Origin of the sequence: Microbacterium sp. ZOR0019 (genome assembly GCF_000800925.1) — a bacterium.
GTDB lineage: Bacteria > Actinomycetota > Actinomycetes > Actinomycetales > Microbacteriaceae > Microbacterium > Microbacterium aurugineum.
Genome location: NZ_JRKC01000075.1, coordinates 21,224 through 42,687 on the forward strand (window position 1 = coordinate 21,224; position 21,464 = coordinate 42,687).

The following is a 21,464-nucleotide window of genomic DNA, read 5'->3' on the forward strand; positions in this document are numbered from 1 at the left end:
AGCGGCAACGGAATATCGAACCTGTCTATTCTGCCACGGCCGATTTCACTTCTGCAAACCCGGGCGTGTCGCGGTCGACTCGCAGCGCCTCAGACGCGCAGCGGAGACGTCAGATCGCAGGAGATAGCGGGGCGAGGCATCCCCATGCCTCGCCCCGCTTGGGGAGGGCGTTCAGTGCGAGGGGGCACACCGAACGCGAGTAGCCCGGCGTGAAGGGACGCCGAGCTCCTCGACCGAGGGCGCGGCGGAAGACCCGCCGCGCAGGCAGGGAGACGCTCAGGCGCAGTGACTGCGCGCGTCGCACGATGATCCCCAAGATCGCATATCCCCAGTTTGGACGCGGATGACCGCGTGTTCCCGGAAACCGAACCCCTTCGGCTTCCATGACCGCAAGATCCCCAGGCGGTCGAGACGATCATACTCGATGCAGCAGCGAATCCGCCACATTTGACACCGGGTCTCACCGCCCGGCACCGAAAAGCGGCGCCCCACCACCGGTGGGGCGCCGCTCAGCGACGACGGGCGAGGCTACTCGTTGCCGACGGCCTTGTCCGCGCCGTCCCGGATCTCGTCGATCTTGTCCGCCGCGCCGGGTGCGATCTTCTTCGCGAAGTCGGCGACACCGTCGAGCACCTTGTCGCTGATGTCCTCCGCCTGCTCGCTCTTCACGGCTTCGGCGATCTTGTCCTTGTTCTGCTCGTAGAGGTCCTTGCCCTTGTTCACGGCGTCCTCGATACCCATGTGACTCCCCTTCTGAGACGTGTGCGGTCGTCCGATCGGGGCGACCACACTCATTGTGCATGTCCACCCCGCCGAAGGGAACCCTCGCCGCCCGTCCACGACAAAGGGGCCGGACCCGAAGGCCCGACCCCTTTGCGAGGAAGCAGATGCTTACTTGATGATCTTCGTGACCGTACCGGCGCCGACGGTGCGTCCACCCTCACGGATGGCGAAGCCGAGGCCCTCCTCCATGGCGATCGGCTGGATCAGCTCGACCGTCATGTCGGTGGTGTCGCCGGGCATGACCATCTCGGTGCCCTCGGGCAGCGAGATGACGCCGGTGACGTCGGTGGTGCGGAAGTAGAACTGCGGGCGGTAGTTCGTGTAGAACGGGTTGTGACGGCCACCCTCGTCCTTCGACAGGATGTACGCGGTGCCCTCGAAGTCGGTGTGCGGCGTGACCGAACCCGGCTTGACGATGACCTGACCGCGCTCGACGTCTTCACGCTTGGTACCGCGGAGCAGCAGACCACAGTTCTCGCCGGCCCAGGCCTCGTCGAGCTGCTTGTGGAACATCTCGATACCCGTGACCGTGGTCTTGACGGTCGGACGGAGTCCGACGATCTCGACCTCGGAGTTGATGGCCAGCGTGCCACGCTCGGCGCGACCCGTGACGACGGTTCCACGACCGGTGATCGTGAAGACGTCCTCGACGGGCATCAGGAACGGCTTGTCACGGTCACGCTCCGGGTCCGGAACGCTGTCGTCGACGGCCTGCATCAGGTCCAGGATCGCCTGGACCCACTTCTCGTCGCCCTCGAGGGCCTTGAGAGCGGAGACGCGGACGACAGGAGCGTCCTCGTCGAAGCCCTGGCCGGCGAGCAGCTCGCGGACCTCGAGCTCGACGAGCTCCAGGATCTCCTCGTCGTCGACCATGTCGGACTTGTTCAGCGCGACGAGCAGGTAGGGAACGCCGACCTGCTTGGCGAGCAGCACGTGCTCACGCGTCTGAGCCATCGGGCCGTCGGTGGCGGCGACCACGAGGATCGCGCCGTCCATCTGAGCCGCACCGGTGATCATGTTCTTGACGTAGTCGGCGTGGCCGGGAGCGTCGACGTGCGCGTAGTGGCGCTTCGGGGTCTCGTACTCGATGTGCGAGATGTTGATGGTGATACCACGCTGGCGCTCTTCCGGCGCCGAGTCGATGGAAGCGAAGTCACGCTGCACGTTGGTGTCGGACGGGTACTTGTCAGCAAGCACCTTCGAGATCGCTGCGGAGAGCGTGGTCTTGCCGTGGTCGACGTGACCGATCGTTCCGATGTTGACGTGCGGCTTGGTCCGCTCGAACTTGGCCTTAGCCACTGGGTCCTCCTCAGGACGTCGTTGTAGAGGTGACCGGGCACTGGTTTGCGACCGGTTCTCTACGGGTTAGGTTCTCAGTTTAGTAGAGAGGGAATGTGAAGTTGTAGGTGACCTGGGAACCCCGCGGCGCTTCGCCGTGCTCGGCGCCGCGGGGAACCCAGAAGGGTGATTACTCGCCCTTGGTCTTCTGGACGATCTCGTCCGCCACCGCGCGGGGAACCTCAGCGTAGCTGTGGAACTCCATCGAGTAGACGGCGCGGCCCGAGGTCTTCGAGCGCAGGTCGCCGATGTAGCCGAACATCTCGGACAGCGGCACCTGAGCGCGGACGACCTTGACGCCGGCGGCGTCTTCCATCGACTGGATCTGGCCACGGCGCGAGTTCAGGTCACCGATGACGTCGCCCATGTACTCCTCCGGAGTACGGACCTCGACGGCCATCAGCGGCTCGAGCAGCACGGGGTTGGCACGGCGAGCGGCCTCCTTGAAGCCCATGGAGCCCGCGATCTTGAACGCCATCTCCGAGGAGTCGACGTCGTGCGCTGCACCATCGACGATGGTTGCCTTGACGCCGACCATCGGGTAGCCCGCGAGCACACCGACGTTCATCGCGTCCTGGAAACCAGCATCGATCGAGCCGATGTACTCACGAGGGATGCGCCCACCGGTGACGGCGTTCACGAACTCGTAAGTCGTCTCGGAGTCGAGCTCGAGCGGCTCGATGTTGAACTGGATCTTCGCGAACTGTCCAGAACCACCGGTCTGCTTCTTGTGCGTGTAGTCGTGCTTCTCGACGGTCTTGCGGATCGTCTCACGGTACGCGACCTGCGGCTTGCCGACGTTCGCCTCGACGCGGAACTCGCGCTTCATGCGGTCGACGAGGATGTCGAGGTGCAGCTCACCCATGCCCTTGATGGTCGTCTGACCGGTCTCGGGGTTGAGCTCCGTGCGGAAGGTCGGGTCCTCCTCAGCGAGCTTCTGGATCGCGAGACCCAGCTTCTCCTGGTCGGCCTTGGTCTTCGGCTCGATCGCGACCTCGATCACGGGCTCCGGGAACGTCATCGACTCGAGGACGACCGGAGCAGCCGGGTCGGCGAGGGTGTCACCGGTGGTGGTGTCCTTCAGGCCGATGACCGCGTAGATGTTGCCGGCGGTCAGCGAGTCGACCGGGTTCTCCTTGTTGGCGTGCATCTGGAAGATCTTCCCGATGCGCTCCTTCTTGCCCTTGGTCGAGTTGACCACGGCGGAGCCCGAGTCGAGGTGACCCGAGTAGACGCGCACGTAGGTGAGGCGACCGAAGAACGGGTGCACGGCGACCTTGAAGGCCAGCGCCGAGAACGGGTCGTTGGCGTCGGGGTGACGCTCGATGATCGTGTCGTAGTCCTTCGGGTCGTGCGCCTCGATGGCACCGACGTCGAGGGGGTTCGGCAGGAAGTCGACGACCGCGTCGAGCATCGGCTGGACACCGCGGTTCTTGAACGCGGAGCCGCAGAGCACCGGGTAGATCTCGCTCGCGACGGTCAGCTTGCGGATCGCGCCCTTGATCTCGGCGACCGTGAGCTCCTCGCCACCGAAGAACTTCTCGAGCAGCGCGTCGTCGGTCTCGGCGACGACCTCGAGGAGCTGCTGACGGTACTCGTCCGCCTTCTCCTTGAGGTCGGCGGGGATCTCCTGGACTTCGTACTTGGCGCCCATGGTGACATCACCCTTGGAGTCGCCGGGCCAGACCAGTGCACGCATCTCGATCAGGTCGATGACGCCGATGAAGTCGTTCTCCGCACCGATGGGCAGCTGGATGACCAGCGGCTTGGCGCCGAGGCGGCTGACGATCGTGTCGACCGTGAAGTAGAAGTCGGCACCGAGCTTGTCCATCTTGTTGACGAAGCAGATGCGCGGCACGTTGTACTTGTCGGCCTGACGCCACACGGTCTCGGACTGGGGCTCGACGCCCTCCTTGCCGTCGAACACGGCGACAGCACCGTCGAGGACGCGGAGCGAGCGCTCCACCTCGACCGTGAAGTCCACGTGACCGGGGGTGTCGATGATGTTGATCTGGTTCTTGTTCCAGAAGCAGGTCACGGCGGCAGACGTGATCGTGATGCCGCGCTCCTTCTCCTGCTCCATCCAGTCGGTGGTCGAGGCGCCGTCGTGCGTCTCGCCGAGCTTGTGGTTGACGCCCGTGTAGAACAGGATGCGCTCGGTCGTCGTGGTCTTGCCGGCATCGATGTGCGCCATGATGCCGATGTTGCGGACCTTGCTCAGGTCCGTGAGCACGTCTTGTGCCACAGGAGTGTCCTTATCTTTTGGAGCAGTCTTACTGCGAAGAGGGGGTGCCCGTCCCCCGACGGGAGGCCGGGGGACGGGCGAAGCTGTTTACCAGCGGTAGTGAGCGAACGCGCGGTTCGACTCGGCCATCTTGTGCGTGTCCTCGCGGCGCTTGACCGCGGCACCCAGGCCGTTGGACGCGTCGAGGATCTCGTTCTGGAGACGCTCGGTCATCGTCTTCTCACGACGGCCCTTCGCGTAGCTCACGAGCCAGCGCAGAGCGAGCGTGTTGGCGCGGTGAGGCTTGACCTCGACCGGCACCTGGTAGGTCGAACCACCGACGCGGCGGCTGCGGACCTCGAGGGTCGGGCGCACGTTGTCGAGCGCCTTCTTGAGCGTGGCGACGGCGTCCTGGCCGTTCTTCGCCTCGACACCGCGGAGGGCGCCGTAGACGATCGACTCGGCCAGCGACTTCTTGCCGTCGACGAGGATCTTGTTCACCAGCGAGGTGACGATCGGTGCGCCGTATACCGGGTCGTTGACGACGGGGCGCTTCGGGGCGGGTCCCTTACGAGGCATCTAACTCAACCCTTCTTCGCGCCGTAGCGGGAACGAGCCTGCTTACGGTTCTTGACTGCCTGGGTGTCCAGGGCGCCACGGACGATCTTGTAACGCACACCGGGAAGGTCCTTGACACGACCGCCGCGCACGAGCACGAGCGAGTGCTCCTGCAGGTTGTGGCCCTCACCGGGGATGTACGCGGTGACCTCGGTGCCGTTGCGGAGCTTCACACGAGCGACCTTGCGCATCGCCGAGTTCGGCTTCTTCGGGGTGGTGGTGTAGACGCGGGTGCAGACCCCGGCCTGCTGCGGGTTCGACTTGAGCGCCGGCGCCTTGGTCTTGGTGACCTTGGGCGAGCGACCCTTGCGAACCAACTGCTGAATGGTTGGCACGTTCTCTCCTCATAGTGCTGCACGGTGACAGCGTGATGGGTTTCACATCATGACCCACCGGCACGCCGGAATCGACGAGCTTTTGGTGTGGTGGGTATGCCGTGGGGGCGGACCGGCATGGTGCCGACGCCCAGCGCGCACGTCGAGACGTGCACACACCTGGTCAAGTGTAATGCCGCGTAACGTGGCGGTCAAATGAGCGTGCGGCCGCGAACCGGCGCGAGGATCAGGGGATGCCGGGATCGAAGGGCGAGTCCAGCGACTCGGTCAACTCCGCCAGCAGCGCCTCGATCTGAGGCTCGACATGCTGGGAGATCGCCGCCTGGATGACGATCCGGTGCCCGAGCAGCATGTTGCAGATCTCCCGGCCGACCATGTTGGCGTACTCGTCGGCGAGGGCGACTTCTTGGCGGAGGGCGATCTTCGCCTCCTCCGTGAGCGGTGGCAGCGCCGGGAGCTCTGCGGCGGAGTCGTCGGCGAGGCCGGCGATCGTGAACAGGAACGGTGCTCCGGGTACCGGCTCCGGATCGAGCGGGAGCCCGTCGAACTCGGGGTCGAGGTCTTCGGCCGGTCGGTAGCTGCGGGCGCGATTGCGTGCGGCCTGCTGGTCGAGCTCTCGCTGCAGCATCGGGAGGTTCTGCGCCGTGTACTCGGCGACCGCGTGGTCGACGATGGTCTTGATCCGGGTCGAGAGCCCGTGCTGCACGCCGTGGGGCGCGTTCGCGCCGATCCCGGCGGCGGCGAGGATCGGAGACCCCAGACAACGACGGCAGGGCGCGACGCGGCCTCGATGGGTCGCCGGCTCCCAGCGCGGCACCCAGCGCAACCAGGCCTCGACGGCTTGGTCCACCTGCGTCTCCAGTGAGCGCTCCACCCCACCAGCGTACGGCGCGTCGCCCTTCACCGCGTCGATTTCCCCTTCCGCGGCGGGGCGTGGAGGTCACTCGTCCTCGTCGCGCTCCCAAGGCCAACGCGGATGCTCAGCACGAGTGCGTCGCAGAGCGACGCCACCCCACGCGGCGATCAGCGCCGCCACGAGCAGCACCGCGCTCACTCCACCCCGGACGAGGTCCCCGGCGACCGCCGTGGCGATCACGATGTCCGACGTTCCGAGGAGAACGGCGAACCACACGACCGCGAGATGCGCGAGGACAGTGACGAGCGCGATCGTGATCGTGGAGACGAAGGACGGACGCCGGGTCCGGAGGGTCACCCACAAGAGCACCGCGAAGGCGACGACCGCGGCGAGCATCCCCACCACCCCCGGAGCCTGACCGAGGTCGGGGGTCGAGATGATGTCGGTGTCGGTCGCCACGCTCAGGGCACCGAGCCCGAACACCGCGAGCGCGAAGAAGCTGATGGTGGCGAGCACCACCGCCAAGACAGCCGAAACCCCCGCGGACTCGGGCCCGCGGGGGTTCGGCGTGGTGGAGTTCGTGATTACCTCGACAGCGTCGGACCGGCTTCGAGGGTGCGCTCGTACTCGCGCTGCGCCTCGGCGTTCAGCTCGGTCTTGCGCGCACCGCTGCGGGACACCCATGCGCCGAACCAGATGGTCAGCTCACGGGCGAACACGAACGCGGCGATGGCCAACGGCGCCAGCAGCTGTTCCCCGACGAGGTCGAGTCCCTGCGAGGCGGTGAGCTTCCAGAACGGCGCCTCGAACAGCTGCCCGAGGATATGGCCGGCGTACGCGATGACGCCGACGAGGAGACCGAACACGACCCAGAGGCCCCAGCGTCCGCGGTTGATGATCGCGCCGAGCAGCCAGAACCCGAGGAAGAACACGACGACGGGCGTCCAGTATCCCCACGTGAGCAGAGGCGCGAGCGCCGCTTCACCGATGTTCTCGCCCGTGACATCACCGGCGACCGCGCCGAATCCCAGCGCCGCGCCCAGGTAGAGCACGGCGAAGACGAGGGTCGCGAGCAGACCGATGAGCCCGGCGGTGCCGCGGTTGCCACGATCACGCGGCGGCTCCGGAGCCTGCACGAAGATCGGCTGCGGCTGGGCCGCGGCCGCACCCGCGCTCGCGGCGACCAGCGGCTCCGACGGGACGATGCGGGTGTCGGCCTCATCGCCATACTGCGCGTAGGCACCGCCGGCCATGCCGGACTGTTCGTGGCCGAACGGTGCGGGCTCGGCCACGACCGGTTCAGGGAAGAAGGAAGCACTGTCGGCGGCGGCCTCAGCGCGGACATCGCGCACGTCGGGGTTCGATGCGGCGGCCGGCGTCGCTGTCGCGGCGGGGGGCGGAGGAGCGAACGTGCCGGGGTGGTCCCGCTCGGCCTCTTCGAAGGCGGCGAGGTCGGGGTCGACGGGCGCGGCGACGGGGTCGACGGGACCGTCGTCCACGCTGTCGTTCGCGCCGGGAACATCCGCGCCCGCGGCGGCGGCGTCTGCGAGACCGGCGTTCGCGCTGCCGACGACGTCGTCGACGTCAGCCGGCTTCTCGGGCTGGGGGCCGTCGGGATCACTCATGGGGTGCGCCTCTCATCGGATATGTGCATTGCGAGGGTACCGCCGCGTGAACGGCCGCTCACGCAGGCGTGCCGACGTGTCGCCATGCGGGTGAGGACGGGCCGGTCGCCACCGCTCAGGGGAGGGCGGTGCGTAGGGCGTCGCCCGCGAACGCGGCCAGCACGGGAAGGATCGGGAGGGACAGCCAGACGAGCGTCCCGATGATCGCGGCACAGACGACACCGGCGAACCAGCTCATCGCGATGCTGCGCCCAGCCACTCGTGCCATATCCTCACGCTACGACGGGCAGGGCGAACTCGCAGGCCGCAACGCCGAGCGATGACGCGGTCGCTGCACGGTCTCACGCGGCGGTGCGCCCCCGCAGCCTCCAGAGCAGCCACAGGCCCGATGCGGGGATGAGGAGGAAGCCGAAGAGGAGCAGGAGGTGCCAGATGCTGAGACTCGGCACCAGCGGATTGTTCGTGACGTCGTCCGGCCCGGGACTGGACCCGGAGGAGCTTCCCGAGGAGGCGAACTCCACGAAGCTCATGAACTGCAGGAGCAGCAGCGACAGGGCGCCGAACACGAACGGCACGACGATCGAGACGACCTTCTCCCACGTCTTCCACAGGGCACTCAGCGAGACGAGCACCGCTCCGACGAACCACCCGAGTACCGGGACGATGAATCCGCCGAAACTCAACGTCAGTGCCGCCGTGATCGCGAACCCTCGCGTCGACGTCGATGGGCGGCGCGGCGCCGGCGGGGCGGCGACCACGATCCTCGGGCTGTCCGGGACTTCGTCCTGGGCCTCGCGCGCGATCGCGGCCGGATCCCCCAGCCGCGCGATCCGTGCGGCCATCGCTTCGGCGTCGAGCCCCTCGAGCTCTTCGACGATGCCGCCGCGGATGTCGGAGGCGACGCCGTGCGGGAGGTCTCGCATGGCCTCATCGAGCCGCGCGAGGTAGTCGTCGCGCAGTGCGTGTGCGTCTGTCTGTGTCATGGTCGTCCCTCTCCGACGATGCCCGTGACGACACGGGCGAACGGTGTCCATTGGGCGCGGAAGCGCTCGAGCTGCTGCACACCCGCCTCCGTGAGCCGGTAGTACTTGCGCACCGGACCGCTCTCGGACGGCTGGTCGAACGTGCTGACCCAGTCGGCGTCGCGCAGCCGCCCCAGAAGCGGATACAACGTGCCGATGCTGGCGATCAGTCCGGCGCGCGTGAGTGCGTCCGCCAGCTGCCAGCCGTACATCGGCTCGCGCGCGAGCAGGCCGAGCACGCAGTACTCGACGACCCCCTTGCGCATCTGGGCGCCGACGTCAGCTGTCATGCATCACAAGATAGCATGCGACACAAGCTACCGCGACCGGCGGATACGCGAGGCGGGCCGAAGGAGGTCAGCCCTTGGTCGCGCCCGCCGTCAGCCCGCCGACGATGTACTTCTGCAGGAACAGGAACAGGATCATCACCGGGATCGCCGCCATCACGGCACCGGCAGAGAACGCCGACCAATCCGCGTAGCGCGGGTTGGCCACGAGCTTGGTGAGCCCGACGACCAGCGTCTGCTGGTCGACGTCGACGAGCATCACACTCGCGATCACATATTCGTTGACGGTGCCGATGAAGGACAGCAGCCCGACGACGGCGAGGATCGGCGCGACCAGGCGCAGGATGATCGTGAAGAAGATCCGGGCATGTCCGGCGCCGTCGATGCGGGCGGCCTCGTCGATCTCCTTGGGGATCGTATTGAAGAAGCCATACATCAGATATGTGTTCACGCCGAGTGCGCCCCCGAGATACACCAGGATGAGTCCCGTATGGGTGTTGAGCCCGATCGCCGGGAACCAGTCCCCCAGCGTCGACATGAGCAGGAAAATCGCGACGACGGCGAGCAGCTGCGGGAACATCTGCACCACGACGATCGTGACGAGTCCGACGCGGCGCCCGGCGAATCGCATGCGGGAGAACGCATATGCGGCGCACGCGCCGATGAAGACCGTGACGGCGCCCGTGACGACCGCGATGAGCAAGGTGTTCAGGAACCAGGTCCCGTAGGGGTTCTGCGGATCACTCAGGATGCGCACATAGCTGTCGATCCCGATCGCCGAGAACAGCTGATTCGATCCGGTGAGCGTCCCCTTCGGATTCAGCGAGGCCGACACGACGTACAGGAGGGGGAACAGGGCGAACACGCTGACGACGATCGCGACGAGGTGACGCCACCCGGTGTCGGCGAACCAGGCGCCGAGAGTGCGTCGGCGCGCGGCGGGGGCGTGTGCGTGTGCGTCGGTGGCGGGGCTGGCGGTGCTCATGTCAGTTCAGCTCCTCGAGGGCCTTGGTCTTGCGGAAGCTGATGATCGAGATGGTCGCGACCACGATGAAGATCAGGATGGTGAAGGCGGAGGCGAGGCCGTAGTCGCGCGTCTGCCCGGTGAAGGCCACCTTGTACACCATCGAGATCAGGATGTCGGTGTGTCCCACGGGGATCGACACGTCGCTGAATCGCGGCCCGCCCTTGGTGAGCATGTAGATCAGGTTGAAGTTGTTGAAGTTGAACGCGAAGGACGAGATCAGCAACGGCGCGACCGTGACGAGCAGCAGCGGGAGCTTGATGCGCCGGAACACCTGCCAGGGGTTCGCGCCGTCCATGACGGCCGCCTCGTTCACGTCCTCCGGGATGCCCTGGAGGGCACCCATGCACACCAGGAACATGTACGGGAAGCCGAGCCACAGGTTGACCAGCAGGACCGACACCTTCGCGAGCGTCGGATCCGTGAGCCACGGGATCGCCGCACCTCCGAACAGGACCTGGTTGATGAACCCGAAGCTCTCGTTCATCATCCCGGCCCAGACGAGTGCGGAGAGGAACGCGGGGAACGCGTACGGCAGGATCAGGATGATCCGGTATCCGTTGCGGAAGCGCATCCGGGTGTTGTTGAACACCAGCGCGAGCAGGAGCCCGAGGAAGAACGTCGACGCGACCGAGATCAGCGCGAACGCGAACGTCCACAGGGTGACCGAGATCAGCGGCCCGCGGATCGAGGAGTCGGTGACGGCACGCACGAAGTTGTCGAAGCCGACGGTCGTCTGCCACCCGGGCAGCAGCTGCTCCCCGTCCGCCGCGGTGAAGGCTCCGTCGCCCTCGTCGGAGTAGACGGTGCCGGTGGTGGTGTCCGTGATCGTGTCGGCAGCCGCGTCGTACTCGAGCGTCGAGACGTACAGATACCCCTTCTGGCCGTCCGGAGCCCGCAGGCTGCCGTCGTTGGGGTCATCGCTGAACGGGACGGAGAGCTTCTCGAGCGCTTCCGAGAGTGTGAAGACGGTCGCGAGCGGGAGCGTCGTCCAGCCGTCGACCGCGATGGCCTGACCGCCCGCGAACTCGGCGTCGACCTCTTCGAGCGGCTGCTCGGACGTGCCGAGGAGGGCGTCGCCGGACTCCGGGTCCGTCACGAGGAACCCGTACGTCCCGAACTGCTCGACGACGGTGACGGGGTAGGTGGGCGAGTCCTCGACCCGCTCCTGTGCCGAGGCGAGGAGCGAGGAGATCGCCTGCTCCTTGGTGCCGTTGTGGCCGGTGCCGTAGTTGGTGAAGCCGATGTACCCGGTGTAGAGGAGCGTGAACACCTGGAACACGACCAGGAAGATGATGCCGGGGGTGAGGTACTTCGCTGCAATGCGCTTGCGCGAGAAGTAGATGTAGTTGACGAGGACGGCGACCGCGACGACGATGCCGAGGATCAGCCACTCCTGGTTCGCGAAGAGCACGAACGCGGCGTAGAGCGCGATCGCATCGACCACCGCCAGCAGGAGGATCTTCAGCAGCATCCAGCCGATCGGTCCGGATGCGGCCTCCGCGATCTTCGCGGCCTGGCGCTGACGTCGGGTCGGAGGAGCCGTGCGCTCGTCGGTGTCTGTCATGTCGTCCTCGTCATGATCCTGCCGGGGCGGGCGGTGGTCGCCGTCCGCCCCGGCAGGGCCCGTGTGATGGCTGTTACTTGATCGCTGCGGTGACGTCGTCGACGAGCTTCTGCCACGTCGTCGTCGGGTCCGCACCGTTGATGATCGCCGCCTCGGCGACACCCCAGAACTGCCAGACCGAGCCCATGGCCGGGATGGCCGGCATCGGGACGGCGTCGGCACCGACGGCCTGGAAGCCGGCGATGATCGGGTCGGATGCCGCCGTGTCGGCGGCCGCAGTGAGCGCGGGCAGAACGTTGCCGGCCTTGAACAGCTCGAGCTGGACGTCTTCCGTGCCGAGGTAGTTGACCAGGAAGTCGTTCGCCGCGACCTTGTTCTTGGACTCGGAGCTCACGAAGAAGCCCTTGACGCCGGCGAACGGCGATGCGGTCTCACCGGTCGGGCTCGGGATCGGGTCGATCGCGACGTTGATGCCGGCGTCGGTGGCCGCCCCCACGTTCCAAGGACCGGTCAGCCAGAAGGCCGCGGTGCCGTCGAGGAACTGCTGCTTGGCGATCTCACCGTCGATGTCCGTGTTCAGCACGCCGGCCGCACCCTGCACGCCGAGCCAGTCGGCGAAGGCGAAACCGCCCTCGCTGCCGAGCTGCAGGTCGGTGGCGTCGTAGCTGCCCGCGTCGTCCGTGCCGAAGACCGGAGCGCCGAAAGCCGTCTGGAAGGGGTACAGGTGGTACGGGTTGCCCTCGGCGCCCTGCTCCACGACGAACGTGCCCTGGGCGATCATGTCGTCGAAGCTGGTCGGGGCGGTCGGGACAAGGTCGGCGTTGCGCAGCACGGCGATGTTCTCGACGGCGTAGGGAAGCATGTAGACGGTGCCGTCATACGTCGCGGCCTGCAGCGCCACCGAGAGGTAGTCCCCCGCGCTGTCACCGAGCTCGATCGGAGCGACGACGCCGTTCGTCGACAGCTCCCCGAGCCAGTCGTGCGCGCCCATGACCACATCGGGTCCCTTGCCGGTCGGCACCTGCTGGATGAAGTCGTCCTTCATGTCGTCGACGGACTTGCCCGACAGCTCCACCGTGACCCCGGTCTTGTCCTCGTATGCGTCCGCCGCCCCCTGCAGGGCGTCGACGCGCTCGGCGTCGACCCAGACGACGAGCGTGCCGCTGCCCTCGGAGCCGGAGGTGTCATCGCCGCTGGTCCCCGTGGAGCAGCCGGCGAGCGTCAGAGTCGAAACGATGGCGATCGCGCCCGCGGCGGCGATGCCCCTCTTGTTCACCTTCATTGGTGTGTGCCTCTCTCAGTGCTGGGTGGCCTGCACAGACTGCAAGCGCTTACAGTATGCATCGAAGCAAGGGCGATTTGCAACGAAGAGAGCGGGTGATATCAACCTGTGACCGGGGTGAACTCGCAATGTCGGAGTGAAAACGCTTCCACGACGGCAGGAAACTGGGAGGTAGCGGCACGACGCGATACTGTCGAGAGATGCGGAAAATCCGACGCTCGTGGCTGCTCGGCGGTATCGGACTGATCTCGTGCGGCATCGTCGGCATCGCGCGGAGCTCCGTATTGGGCGCTCCCGGAGCGGACGTCGTCCTCGCGCTCCTCAGCGACCTCCTCTGGGCCGGCGCGATCCTCCTCCTGTCCATCGGCCTGAGTCGTGAGGCGAGCGTCGTCGCACGAAGACCCTTGGGACTGACCGCCTCCGCGGTCGTCGCCCTCTGGCCGGTGACGGCCACAGTCCTCGGCCCGCTCGTCCTCCCCCAGGAGCCGACGGCGACGGAAGCATGGCAGACCTGGTCGTATCTGTCGGTGCTGATCCCACTCATCTCCGGGGTGATCGCCGCGATGCAGGTGGCCCGCGCGCGTACGGTCCCAGCGCCCTGGAACGGGGCTCCGCTCTGGGCGCTCGGCATTCAGACCGTCGTCTGGGTGGTTCCCCAGGTGATCGGCGCCAGCGCCCCGCGCGCGCTCATCGAGATGGCCGCCGTTCTCCCCGCGCTCGGGCTCCTCGGCTTCTTGTCCACCACTCTCGGGCTCGGCATCGTGGGGGTGACGCTCGCCGGCCACCGTCGGGTCAACACGGTGCCTGTGTTCGAATCAGCGGGTCCCGACACACCCGTTGCCTAGAATTGCAGAATGGCAAACGACTCTAGCTTTGACATCGTCTCGAAAGTGGATCACCAGGAGGCTGAGAACGCCGTGAACCAGGCCCGCAAGGAGGTCGAGCAGCGCTACGACTTCAAGGGCACCGGGGCGTCGATCGCCTGGAGCGGCGAGCAGATCCTGATCACCGCGAACACCGAGGAGCGGGCGAAGGCCGTGCTCGACGTGTTCCAGTCCAAGCTCATCAAGCGCGGAATCTCCCTGAAGAGCCTCGAGTCGGGCGACCCCTTCGCCAGCGGCAAGGAGTTCCGCATCGTATCGACGCTCAAGGACGGCATCTCCTCGGAGAACGCGAAGAAGATCGGCAAGATCATCCGCGACGAGGGTCCCAAGGGCGTCAAGAGCCAGATCCAGGGCGACGAGCTGCGCGTCCAGTCGAAGAGCCGCGACGACCTCCAGGAGGTCATCGCGCTTCTCAAGGGTGCCGATCTCGACCTCGATCTGCAGTTCATCAACTACCGCTGACCCCGGCGGCTGGTACGCAAGAGGGGGCTGGATGCCACGGCATCCGGCCCCCTCTCTGCGTATGTCTCCGAATGGATGCAGATGTACTGCTCGTGTTGGCGCGAGGGTGGAGATCTTCGGGATCCACGCGACCTCCTGGTGCAGTGGCCCTCCGAGCCTGAACGTCGGGTGCTCGGGACACAAGCGTACGGGGAGCGCATCCATGCGGAACATCGGATCGACATCGACGGGCATCGGTGAGAGCAAGCAGCTTCTGGCGGAGGAGGTCTTCCGGCACATCGGCACGCAGATCGTCACGGGCACACTGACGGAGGGCGAACGCATCCGCGACGTCGACGTCGCCGAGGAACTGCACGTCTCGCGGACACCGGTGCGAGAGGCTCTGCAACGTCTCGAACGGCTCGGGATGGTGATGATGTATCCGAGCCGGTACACCGAGGTCACCTCCGTGACGGCGGAGACCGAGGCGCAGTCCCTCGTGTTCGCCGGCTGCCAGGCCGGCATCGCCGCGCGTCTGGCGGTCCCCCGGCTCACCGCGACGCAGCGCGCACACGTCGTCCGCCTCGTGGCGGCGATGTACGCCACACTCGACGACGGCGCGAAGACGTCGGACGCCCGCTGGGCGGTCTTCTCCTACCTGGGTGAGCATTGCGGCAACACCCAGCACCGGGCGCTGATGGAGGACGCGAGCATGGCTCTCCTCCGCAACCTCCGGAACTGGAAGATCACGCCGACGGACCGCGACCGCATGCGGCAGATCTACCTCGACTTCCGCGACGCCGTCCTCGACGGTGACGGGGGACGCGCCGAGCAGCTCGTCCGGTCGATGCACTACCTCTGAGGAAACTCCGTACCTCTGAGGAAACTCAGTCGGCCGCTCGCCAGCCGGTGACCCATCGGTCCAGCCGCCGGTACGCGTCTTCTCGCGCCTCGTGACGTGAGAGGAAGACATCGTGCAGAGCTCCGTCGATGCGCTCCACGGTGACCGTCGAGCCCAGGCGGAGGGCCGCACGGGCGATGTCGTCGACCACCAGCACGGAGTCCGCCGACGTCAGCTCCTCGGACCAACGGGTCGGAGGCACGAACCTCGCGGACAGCAGCACGCACACCGGAGCGGTGATCGAGAGTCCCCCGGCGACGGTCTTGTGACCCGAGAGGATCGCATGCAGCCATCCGGCGTAGACCGCCATGGTCTGCACCGGGCGCCAGAGGGGGTTCACCTCCATCGGGTCATCGGGATCGGCGACCTCCTGCTGTGCGCGGGTGTAGAACCCGAGATCGACCTGCGGTGCGGCCTCCAGCGGACGGATCCGTGCCTGCAACTCGACCATCGGCGCGATCGCCGCCCTGGCGGGGGCGAACTGGAACTCCAACCACGGGCTGTTCAGGATCACCGCATCGGCCACGCCCGGATGCCGCGACGCCCACAGGCTGAGCGTGAGACCGCCGGTGGAGTGCCCGAGCAGGACGAGGCGCCGGTCGGATTCACCCCCGCCTTTCCCGCGTCCCATCTCCGTCAGAGCCGCGGCGATGTCTTCGTCGTAGGTGGCCAGGTCGGCGACGTAGCCGGGCGTCTGCCCCTCGCGGAGGCTGCGCCCGTACTTGCGGAGATCGAGGGCGAAGAAGCGCGCCCCCCGCGAGGTCCAGAAGCGCGCGAGTCGCTTCTGGAAGAAGTAGTCCGACCACCCGTGCACGTAGAGCACGTCGACGCCGTCGAGCTGCGGCGCACGGCGGCGCACCCGGTCCCACCACCCCGGCTCCGCGGGAAGGGCGCGCACCAGCGTCGCGACGACGGGCCCTTGGTCGTCCGCGCCGAGGTCGAGCGTGAGCTGCTCGAACTCGTCGCCGAGCACGTCGGGCGTCCAGTCGGCCATGCGGTCCTCCCCCGTCATCGCCAGGCTAGCCCAGGCGCGACGCCGGGAGCGGGTCCGGCGCTACTCGCCCCGGGAGACGCGGACCATCTCGTCGCGCGGGACGACCTTGACGCGAGCGCGCTCCTGCGGCGCACCGAGGGCGATCTCGTGCTCGTCGAGGCGGTGCCAGCCGTCCAGGTCGGTCCACTGCACGCCGCGCTCCTGCAGGAGAGCGACGATCGCCTCCTCCGACGGGTCCTCCGGGTGCCACCAGGAGCCCTGATCGTTGATGATGTGCCGCACGGTCTCCATGGCGTCGGACTTCGTGTGGCCGATCAGACCCACCGGGCCGCGCTTGATCCACCCGGTCGCATAGATGCCGGACACGCGCTCGTTCGAATCCTTCGCGAGCACCTGGCCCTCGCGGTTCGGGATCACACCGTGCTTCTTGTCGAAGGGCACACCCGGCAGCGGCGAACCGAAGTAGCCGATGGCACGGTACAGCGCCTGGAGCGGGACCTCGCGCATCTCGCCCGTGCCCACGGCGCCGCCCTGTCCGTCGGGCCGCGTGCGCTCGTACACCAGCGCCGCCACGCGACCGTTCTCGTCCTTGCGCACTTCGACGGGGCGCGCCCAGAAGTGCAGGTGGAGGCGCCGTGAGGCCGTGCCTCCCGCGTTGTTGACCGAGTCGCGCTTGCGCCAGGACTGCAGGATGCGGTCGATGACCATGACCTGTTTGTTGCTGGCGACCGCGTCTTTCGAGGCCTCGTCGTAGTCGAAGTCCTCGTCGTACACGACCATGTCGACGTCGCGCAGCTCTCCGAGTTCGCGGAGCTCGAGCGGCGTGAACTTGACCTGAGCGGGGCCGCGCCGACCGAAGACGTGCACATCCGTGACCTCGCTGGCCTGGAGCCCCTCGTACACGTTCTGCGGAACCTCGGTGACGAGCAGGTCCTCCGCGTGCTTCGCGAGCATGCGGGCGACGTCGAGCGCGACGTTTCCGTTGCCGAGGACGCCGACGGACGCGGCGTCCAGCGGCCACTCGCGCGGAACATCGGGGTGACCGTCGAACCAGCTGACGTAGTCCGCCGCTCCGTAGGAGGCGACCGCATCGATGCCGGGGATGTCCAGCGAGGTGTCGCGGATCGCGCCGGTCGCGAAGATCACGGCGTTGTAGTGCTTCTTGAGGTCGTCGAGCGTGATGTCCTCGCCGAAGCGCACGTTGCCGAAGAGGCGGATGTCGCCGCGGTCGAGCACGTCGCGCAGAGCCGTGATGATGCCCTTGATGCGAGGGTGATCGGGAGCCACGCCGTAGCGCACGAGACCGTACGGCGCCGGAAGCTGCTCGAAGAGGTCGATCGACACATCGAACTTGCGCTCGGCCTTCAGAAGGATGTCCGCGGCGTAGATGCCGGCGGGGCCCGCACCGACGATGGCCAGTCTGAGCTTGGTCATGGAGGTCCTTTCGTATGCCGTCGCAGCCGGCGCGCGGCCCGACGGGCCGCCCGCGCAGATCAGCTGGATCGTTCGGCGAGGGTCTCTGCGAATCGGGTCAAGGCCTCGCGCACCGTGCCGCGCGGCAACGGACCGAGGGCGTCGATGGCGTCCTGCGTCCAGGCGTGCGCGAGCTCGAGGGTCTTCTGCGTCACCGGGTGGTCGCGCAGCTCGTCCAGGGGCTCGTCGAGGATCGCCGGGTCCGCACCATCCGCGATCCGGGCGACCCCGTCATCGATGCGCGCAGCGAGGTCGGCGGACGCCTCGTCGGCTTCGGCTTTGAGCAGCAGATACGGCATGGTCGGGACGCCGGCGCGCAGGTCGGTTCCGGGCACCTTCCCCGTCTCCTCCGGCTTGGCCGAGAGGTCGATCACGTCGTCGAGCAGCTGGAAGGCGACGCCGATCTTCTCGCCGTACATCCGCAGCGGCTCCTCGTACTCGCTCGGGGCGTTGGAGAAGATCACACCGCCCTGCGTGGCTGCGGCGATCAGCGAACCGGTCTTGTCGGCGAGCACCTGGATGTAGAACGCGATCGGGTCGTCGTTCTCCTGCGGGCCGAGAGTCTCGTGCATCTGCCCGAGCACGAGCCGCTCGAACGTATCGGCCTGGAGCCGGATCGCGCGTTCGCCCAGTCGGGACATCAACTGGCTCGCGCGGGAGAACAGGATGTCCCCCGTGAGGATCGCGATGTTGTTCCCCCACACGGCGTGCGCGGCCGGGACGCCGCGTCGGCGGTCCGCCCCGTCCATGACGTCGTCGTGGTACAGCGAGCCGAGATGCGTGATCTCGAGCGCCTTGGCGACGTCGATGACCTCGCGGGTGTTGCCGTCGCCCAGCTGCGCGGCGAGCAGCGTGAGCACCGGTCGGATGCGCTTGCCGCCGGCCTCGTACAGGTAGCGGCTGGCCGCGTCGGCCAGCGGATCGGCGACGCGGACGTCCTCGGCGAGTCCGGTCTCGACCAGCTCCAACCCGTCTTCGATGGCGCGCGCGACACGGCGGGCGGCGGGGCCGATGAAGACGCGATCGCTGAAGCCGAGACGGCTCGCCAGTCGCGAACCCGGGGCGATGGGGCTCGAAGTCACGTTCCCAGCCTACCTTCGTCGGGTGCCGCGGTTTCGCGCGGAGGAATCACTCCGGCTTGCGTGCTCTGTGCAGGGCGACGATGCCGAACGTGAGATTGCGGTACGCGACGTCCGTCCACCCCGCCTCACGGATCCAGGCCGACAGCTTCTTCTGGTCGGGCCACTCCCGGATCGACTCGTTGAGGTAGTCGTACGCGTCGCCGTTCGTGCCGGCCACGCGTGCGACGCGCGGCAGGACCTGATCGTTGTAGAGCCGGTAGGCGCCACGGAACAGCTTGCCCGGAGGGGTGGAGAACTCGTTGATCACGAGCCTTCCTCCCGGCTTGGTCACCCGGAACAGCTCCTGGAGGGCCTTCTTCGGGTCGTTCACGTTGCGCAGCGCATACGACATGGTGACGGCGTCGAACTCGGCATCCGCGAACGGCAGGGCCGTGGCGTCCGCCTGCACGAACGAGAGGTTGCGCATCGCCCCGTGGCGGCGCTGGCCCTCGGCGAGCATCCCCGGCGAGAAGTCGGCCGCGACCACGTCGGCGCCACTGCGGGCGAGAGAGGCCGACGAAGACGCGGTGCCCGCTCCGAGGTCGAGGATCCGCTCCCCCGGCTTCGGCGCGACCGCGCGGGTCGTCGCCGCCCGCCACAGGATGTCGTTGCCGAAGGTCATGGCCGTGTTGGTGCGGTCGTACCCTGCGGCGACCTGGTCGAACATGCCGCTGACGCGGGCGGGGTCCTTGCCGAGATCGGCGCGGTTGGCTTCGTTCGGGGTCACGGCTTCAGTCTAGGCGCGAGACCCAGGGCTTCGAGGCGGTCGAGCCAGGGATCGGCGGTGGCATCGTCGAACGGGGCGGTCTGCGCACGCACCCGCTCCTCGAGGTCGAGGGCGAGCGCCTCGAGATGCGTCATCACGTCGGCGGGATAGCCGTACCGAGCGCTGTGCTCGGCCCACTCGTCGCGGTCGTCGACCCAGGTCCCCCGCGCACCCGCCACCCGCACGACGTCGAGGTCCATGTCGATGCCTGTCGCGAGCAGCGGGTCGTCGGACCAGCGGACGTCCCACCCCAGGTCGATGTAGATGCGCATCCCGCGGCGGTGACGGCGGTTCACGGTCACCGCGTGGTCTCCACTGGCGGGGATGAGCGTCACGTTGGGGCCGCCCGCATGGAACGCGGCCCCGGGGCGCTCGCTGTGCCATCCCACGGGTTGCCCGAGCCAGTCCCCCCACTCGTCGGCCCCGAGGTAGACGCATTCGTGGCGCCAGTGCGGCGAGCCGTCCCACTTTCGCCACTGGAAGACCATCTCGGTGCCGGGTGCGGGGCGTGCATCACTCATCCGCTCACCCTACGACGGCGCGGATCCCTGCCCCCTGAGCGGCATAGGCTGGAACCGTGCACACCACCCCCCTGGTCGTGGAGACCCGAGAGATCGACCCGGTCGAAGATCTGCTCGCCTACACGGATCCCGCCCGCCCGCTCGCCTGGCTGCGGCGCGGGGACGGGATCGTCGCGGTCGGCGAGACGCTCGCGGAGATCCGCCCTCCGGCGCGTCCCGGCGGATCACGCGTCGAAGCCCTCGCGACGGCCTGGCGGGGGATGGCCGCCGAGGCCGAGATCACCGATCCGATCGGGCTCCCGGGCACCGGGCTGGTCGCCTTCGGTGCCTTCACCTTCGATGAGGAGTCGACGGCCGACAGCGTGCTCCTGCTGCCGACGCGCGTGCTCGGCCGACACGGCGACCGGTTCTGGGAGACCCGCATCCGCCTCGCCGACGCAGCGGTCCACGAGGATGCACTCGCCACGGAGCCGTACGGACCCCATTGGGCCGGCACGGTCGGACCGGGCGCGCAGACCCCTCAGCGCTACCAGGACGCAGTGCGCCGGGCCCTGACCCGCATCGCCGACGGCGAGCTGAGCAAGGTCGTGCTCGCGCGCGACCTGACCGGCAGCATCCCTGCGGGGTCCGACCTGCGTCGCCTCGTGCGCGCCCTCTCGACCGCCTACCCCGACACCTGGGCCTTCGCGGTCGACGGGCTGATCGGGGCGAGCCCGGAGACTCTGGTCACCGTGCACGACGGCACCGTCACGGCGCGTGTGCTCGCCGGCACGATCGGTCGCGGGGCCGATGCCGACGCCGACACCGCGGCATCCGCACACCTCGCTTCGAGCGTGAAAGACCTCGACGAGCACCAGTACGCGGTGCAGAGCGTGCTCGCGTCACTGCGCTCCCACACCAGAGCCCTGGCCGCGAGCGAACAGCCCTTCCTGCTGAAACTGCCCAACCTCTTCCACCTGGCGACCGATGTCGAGGGCGAGCTGGCCGACGGCGAATCGGCCCTGGACCTGGTGCGCGTCCTGCACCCGACCGCAGCGGTCGCCGGCACCCCGACCCCGACGGCGATCGCCGCGATCCGCGACCTCGAGCCCTTCGATCGCGGACGCTACGCCGGGCCGGTGGGCTGGGTGGACGCGGCAGGCAACGGAGAATGGGCGATCGCCCTCCGGTGCGCGCAGTTCACGGCAGGCACCGACGCGATCGGGGTGACCGCGTACGCGGGTGCCGGGATCGTGGCCGGCTCCGACCCGGAGAGCGAGTTGCTCGAGACCCGGGTCAAGTTCCGCCCGCTCGTCGACGCCCTGGCCTAGCCTCCGGTCCGCCCTGCTCACAATTCAGGACGAACGCAGAATTCTCGCCCGAAGCTCGCTCGTCGAACGCGTGTCGAGCCGATCTTCCTGAG

The 21,464-nt window shown here is 67.7% G+C and carries 23 protein-coding genes; 4 read left to right on the forward strand and 19 right to left on the reverse strand.

Annotation, left to right across the window (positions count from 1 at the left end):
- Window positions 1-528: 528 nt before the first annotated feature.
- The 14 genes from L978_RS15100 to L978_RS15160 form a co-directional block, all read right to left on the reverse strand.
- The gene (locus L978_RS15100; RefSeq protein ID WP_021201124.1) at window positions 529-741 is read right to left on the reverse strand and encodes a hypothetical protein; all 213 of its coding nucleotides are present in this window, start codon (window positions 739-741) and stop codon (window positions 529-531) included.
- Window positions 742-891: 150 nt separating this feature from the next.
- Window positions 892-2,082 carry an elongation factor Tu gene (gene tuf / locus L978_RS15105; protein WP_047524110.1) on the reverse strand — a complete coding sequence of 397 codons (1,191 nt, stop codon included), beginning with the start codon at window positions 2,080-2,082 and terminating at the stop codon, window positions 892-894.
- Between the two features lie 169 nt (window positions 2,083-2,251).
- The gene (gene fusA / locus L978_RS15110) at window positions 2,252-4,366 is read right to left on the reverse strand and encodes an elongation factor G (protein WP_047524111.1); all 2,115 of its coding nucleotides are present in this window, start codon (window positions 4,364-4,366) and stop codon (window positions 2,252-2,254) included.
- A gap of 87 nt (window positions 4,367-4,453) precedes the next feature.
- Window positions 4,454-4,924 carry a 30S ribosomal protein S7 gene (gene rpsG, locus L978_RS15115; protein ID WP_017201608.1) on the reverse strand — a complete coding sequence of 157 codons (471 nt, stop codon included), beginning with the start codon at window positions 4,922-4,924 and terminating at the stop codon, window positions 4,454-4,456.
- A gap of 5 nt (window positions 4,925-4,929) precedes the next feature.
- Window positions 4,930-5,298: a 30S ribosomal protein S12 gene (rpsL, locus tag L978_RS15120; RefSeq protein ID WP_017201609.1), complete on the reverse strand. Its 369-nt coding sequence runs from the start codon at window positions 5,296-5,298 to the stop codon at window positions 4,930-4,932.
- 226 nt (window positions 5,299-5,524) lie between these two features.
- On the reverse strand, window positions 5,525-6,172 hold the full coding sequence (locus L978_RS15125; protein ID WP_047524137.1) for a hypothetical protein: 648 nt from the start codon (window positions 6,170-6,172) through the stop codon (window positions 5,525-5,527).
- A gap of 66 nt (window positions 6,173-6,238) precedes the next feature.
- Window positions 6,239-6,670: a hypothetical protein gene (locus L978_RS15130; RefSeq protein WP_052193796.1), complete on the reverse strand. Its 432-nt coding sequence runs from the start codon at window positions 6,668-6,670 to the stop codon at window positions 6,239-6,241.
- Window positions 6,671-6,738: 68 nt separating this feature from the next.
- Window positions 6,739-7,779: a hypothetical protein gene (locus L978_RS15135; protein WP_047524113.1), complete on the reverse strand. Its 1,041-nt coding sequence runs from the start codon at window positions 7,777-7,779 to the stop codon at window positions 6,739-6,741.
- A gap of 115 nt (window positions 7,780-7,894) precedes the next feature.
- Window positions 7,895-8,047 carry a hypothetical protein gene (locus L978_RS18815; protein WP_156118309.1) on the reverse strand — a complete coding sequence of 51 codons (153 nt, stop codon included), beginning with the start codon at window positions 8,045-8,047 and terminating at the stop codon, window positions 7,895-7,897.
- Window positions 8,048-8,120: 73 nt separating this feature from the next.
- On the reverse strand, window positions 8,121-8,762 hold the full coding sequence (locus L978_RS15140) for an HAAS signaling domain-containing protein (protein WP_047524114.1): 642 nt from the start codon (window positions 8,760-8,762) through the stop codon (window positions 8,121-8,123).
- Window positions 8,759-9,091 carry a PadR family transcriptional regulator gene (locus L978_RS15145; RefSeq protein WP_047524115.1) on the reverse strand — a complete coding sequence of 111 codons (333 nt, stop codon included), beginning with the start codon at window positions 9,089-9,091 and terminating at the stop codon, window positions 8,759-8,761. Before L978_RS15145 ends, L978_RS15140 begins: the two co-directional genes overlap by 4 nt.
- 67 nt (window positions 9,092-9,158) lie before the next feature.
- Complete coding sequence (locus tag L978_RS15150) at window positions 9,159-10,073, reverse strand: sugar ABC transporter permease (RefSeq protein ID WP_047524116.1); 915 nt, start codon at window positions 10,071-10,073, stop codon at window positions 9,159-9,161.
- A 1-nt stretch (window position 10,074) separates the two neighbouring features.
- Window positions 10,075-11,679: an ABC transporter permease subunit gene (locus L978_RS15155; RefSeq protein ID WP_047524117.1), complete on the reverse strand. Its 1,605-nt coding sequence runs from the start codon at window positions 11,677-11,679 to the stop codon at window positions 10,075-10,077.
- 73 nt (window positions 11,680-11,752) lie between these two features.
- Window positions 11,753-12,961: a sugar ABC transporter substrate-binding protein gene (locus L978_RS15160; RefSeq protein WP_047524118.1), complete on the reverse strand. Its 1,209-nt coding sequence runs from the start codon at window positions 12,959-12,961 to the stop codon at window positions 11,753-11,755.
- A gap of 200 nt (window positions 12,962-13,161) precedes the next feature.
- Between L978_RS15160 and L978_RS15165 the strand changes: the two genes are divergently transcribed.
- From L978_RS15165 to L978_RS15175, 3 genes are all read left to right on the forward strand, one after another.
- Window positions 13,162-13,806, forward strand: a complete 645-nt coding sequence (locus tag L978_RS15165; protein WP_047524119.1) for a hypothetical protein — start codon at window positions 13,162-13,164, stop codon at window positions 13,804-13,806.
- Between the two features lie 9 nt (window positions 13,807-13,815).
- Complete coding sequence (locus L978_RS15170) at window positions 13,816-14,307, forward strand: YajQ family cyclic di-GMP-binding protein (protein ID WP_047524120.1); 492 nt, start codon at window positions 13,816-13,818, stop codon at window positions 14,305-14,307.
- A 202-nt stretch (window positions 14,308-14,509) separates the two neighbouring features.
- Entirely contained in the window at window positions 14,510-15,148 is a 639-nt protein-coding gene (locus L978_RS15175; protein ID WP_047524138.1) for a GntR family transcriptional regulator, read from the forward strand.
- 25 nt (window positions 15,149-15,173) lie between these two features.
- Here L978_RS15175 and L978_RS15180 read toward each other — a convergent pair whose 3' ends face one another.
- Genes L978_RS15180 through L978_RS15200 form a run of 5 tightly spaced genes read right to left on the reverse strand, consistent with a single transcriptional unit; the run spans window position 15,174 to window position 20,062 of the window.
- Window positions 15,174-16,181: an alpha/beta hydrolase gene (locus tag L978_RS15180; RefSeq protein WP_131492389.1), complete on the reverse strand. Its 1,008-nt coding sequence runs from the start codon at window positions 16,179-16,181 to the stop codon at window positions 15,174-15,176.
- 60 nt (window positions 16,182-16,241) lie between these two features.
- Window positions 16,242-17,615, reverse strand: a complete 1,374-nt coding sequence (locus tag L978_RS15185) for an FAD-dependent oxidoreductase (RefSeq protein WP_047524122.1) — start codon at window positions 17,613-17,615, stop codon at window positions 16,242-16,244.
- Window positions 17,616-17,674: 59 nt separating this feature from the next.
- Window positions 17,675-18,736, reverse strand: a complete 1,062-nt coding sequence (locus tag L978_RS15190; RefSeq protein WP_047524123.1) for a polyprenyl synthetase family protein — start codon at window positions 18,734-18,736, stop codon at window positions 17,675-17,677.
- A 46-nt stretch (window positions 18,737-18,782) separates the two neighbouring features.
- Window positions 18,783-19,502, reverse strand: a complete 720-nt coding sequence (locus L978_RS15195; RefSeq protein ID WP_047524124.1) for a class I SAM-dependent methyltransferase — start codon at window positions 19,500-19,502, stop codon at window positions 18,783-18,785.
- The gene (locus L978_RS15200) at window positions 19,499-20,062 is read right to left on the reverse strand and encodes a DUF402 domain-containing protein (RefSeq protein ID WP_047524125.1); all 564 of its coding nucleotides are present in this window, start codon (window positions 20,060-20,062) and stop codon (window positions 19,499-19,501) included. The genes L978_RS15195 and L978_RS15200 overlap by 4 nt, the downstream gene beginning before the upstream one ends.
- 56 nt (window positions 20,063-20,118) lie before the next feature.
- Between L978_RS15200 and L978_RS15205 the strand changes: the two genes are divergently transcribed.
- Window positions 20,119-21,372, forward strand: a complete 1,254-nt coding sequence (locus L978_RS15205) for an isochorismate synthase (RefSeq protein WP_047524126.1) — start codon at window positions 20,119-20,121, stop codon at window positions 21,370-21,372.
- The last annotated feature ends 92 nt before the right edge of the window (window positions 21,373-21,464 follow it).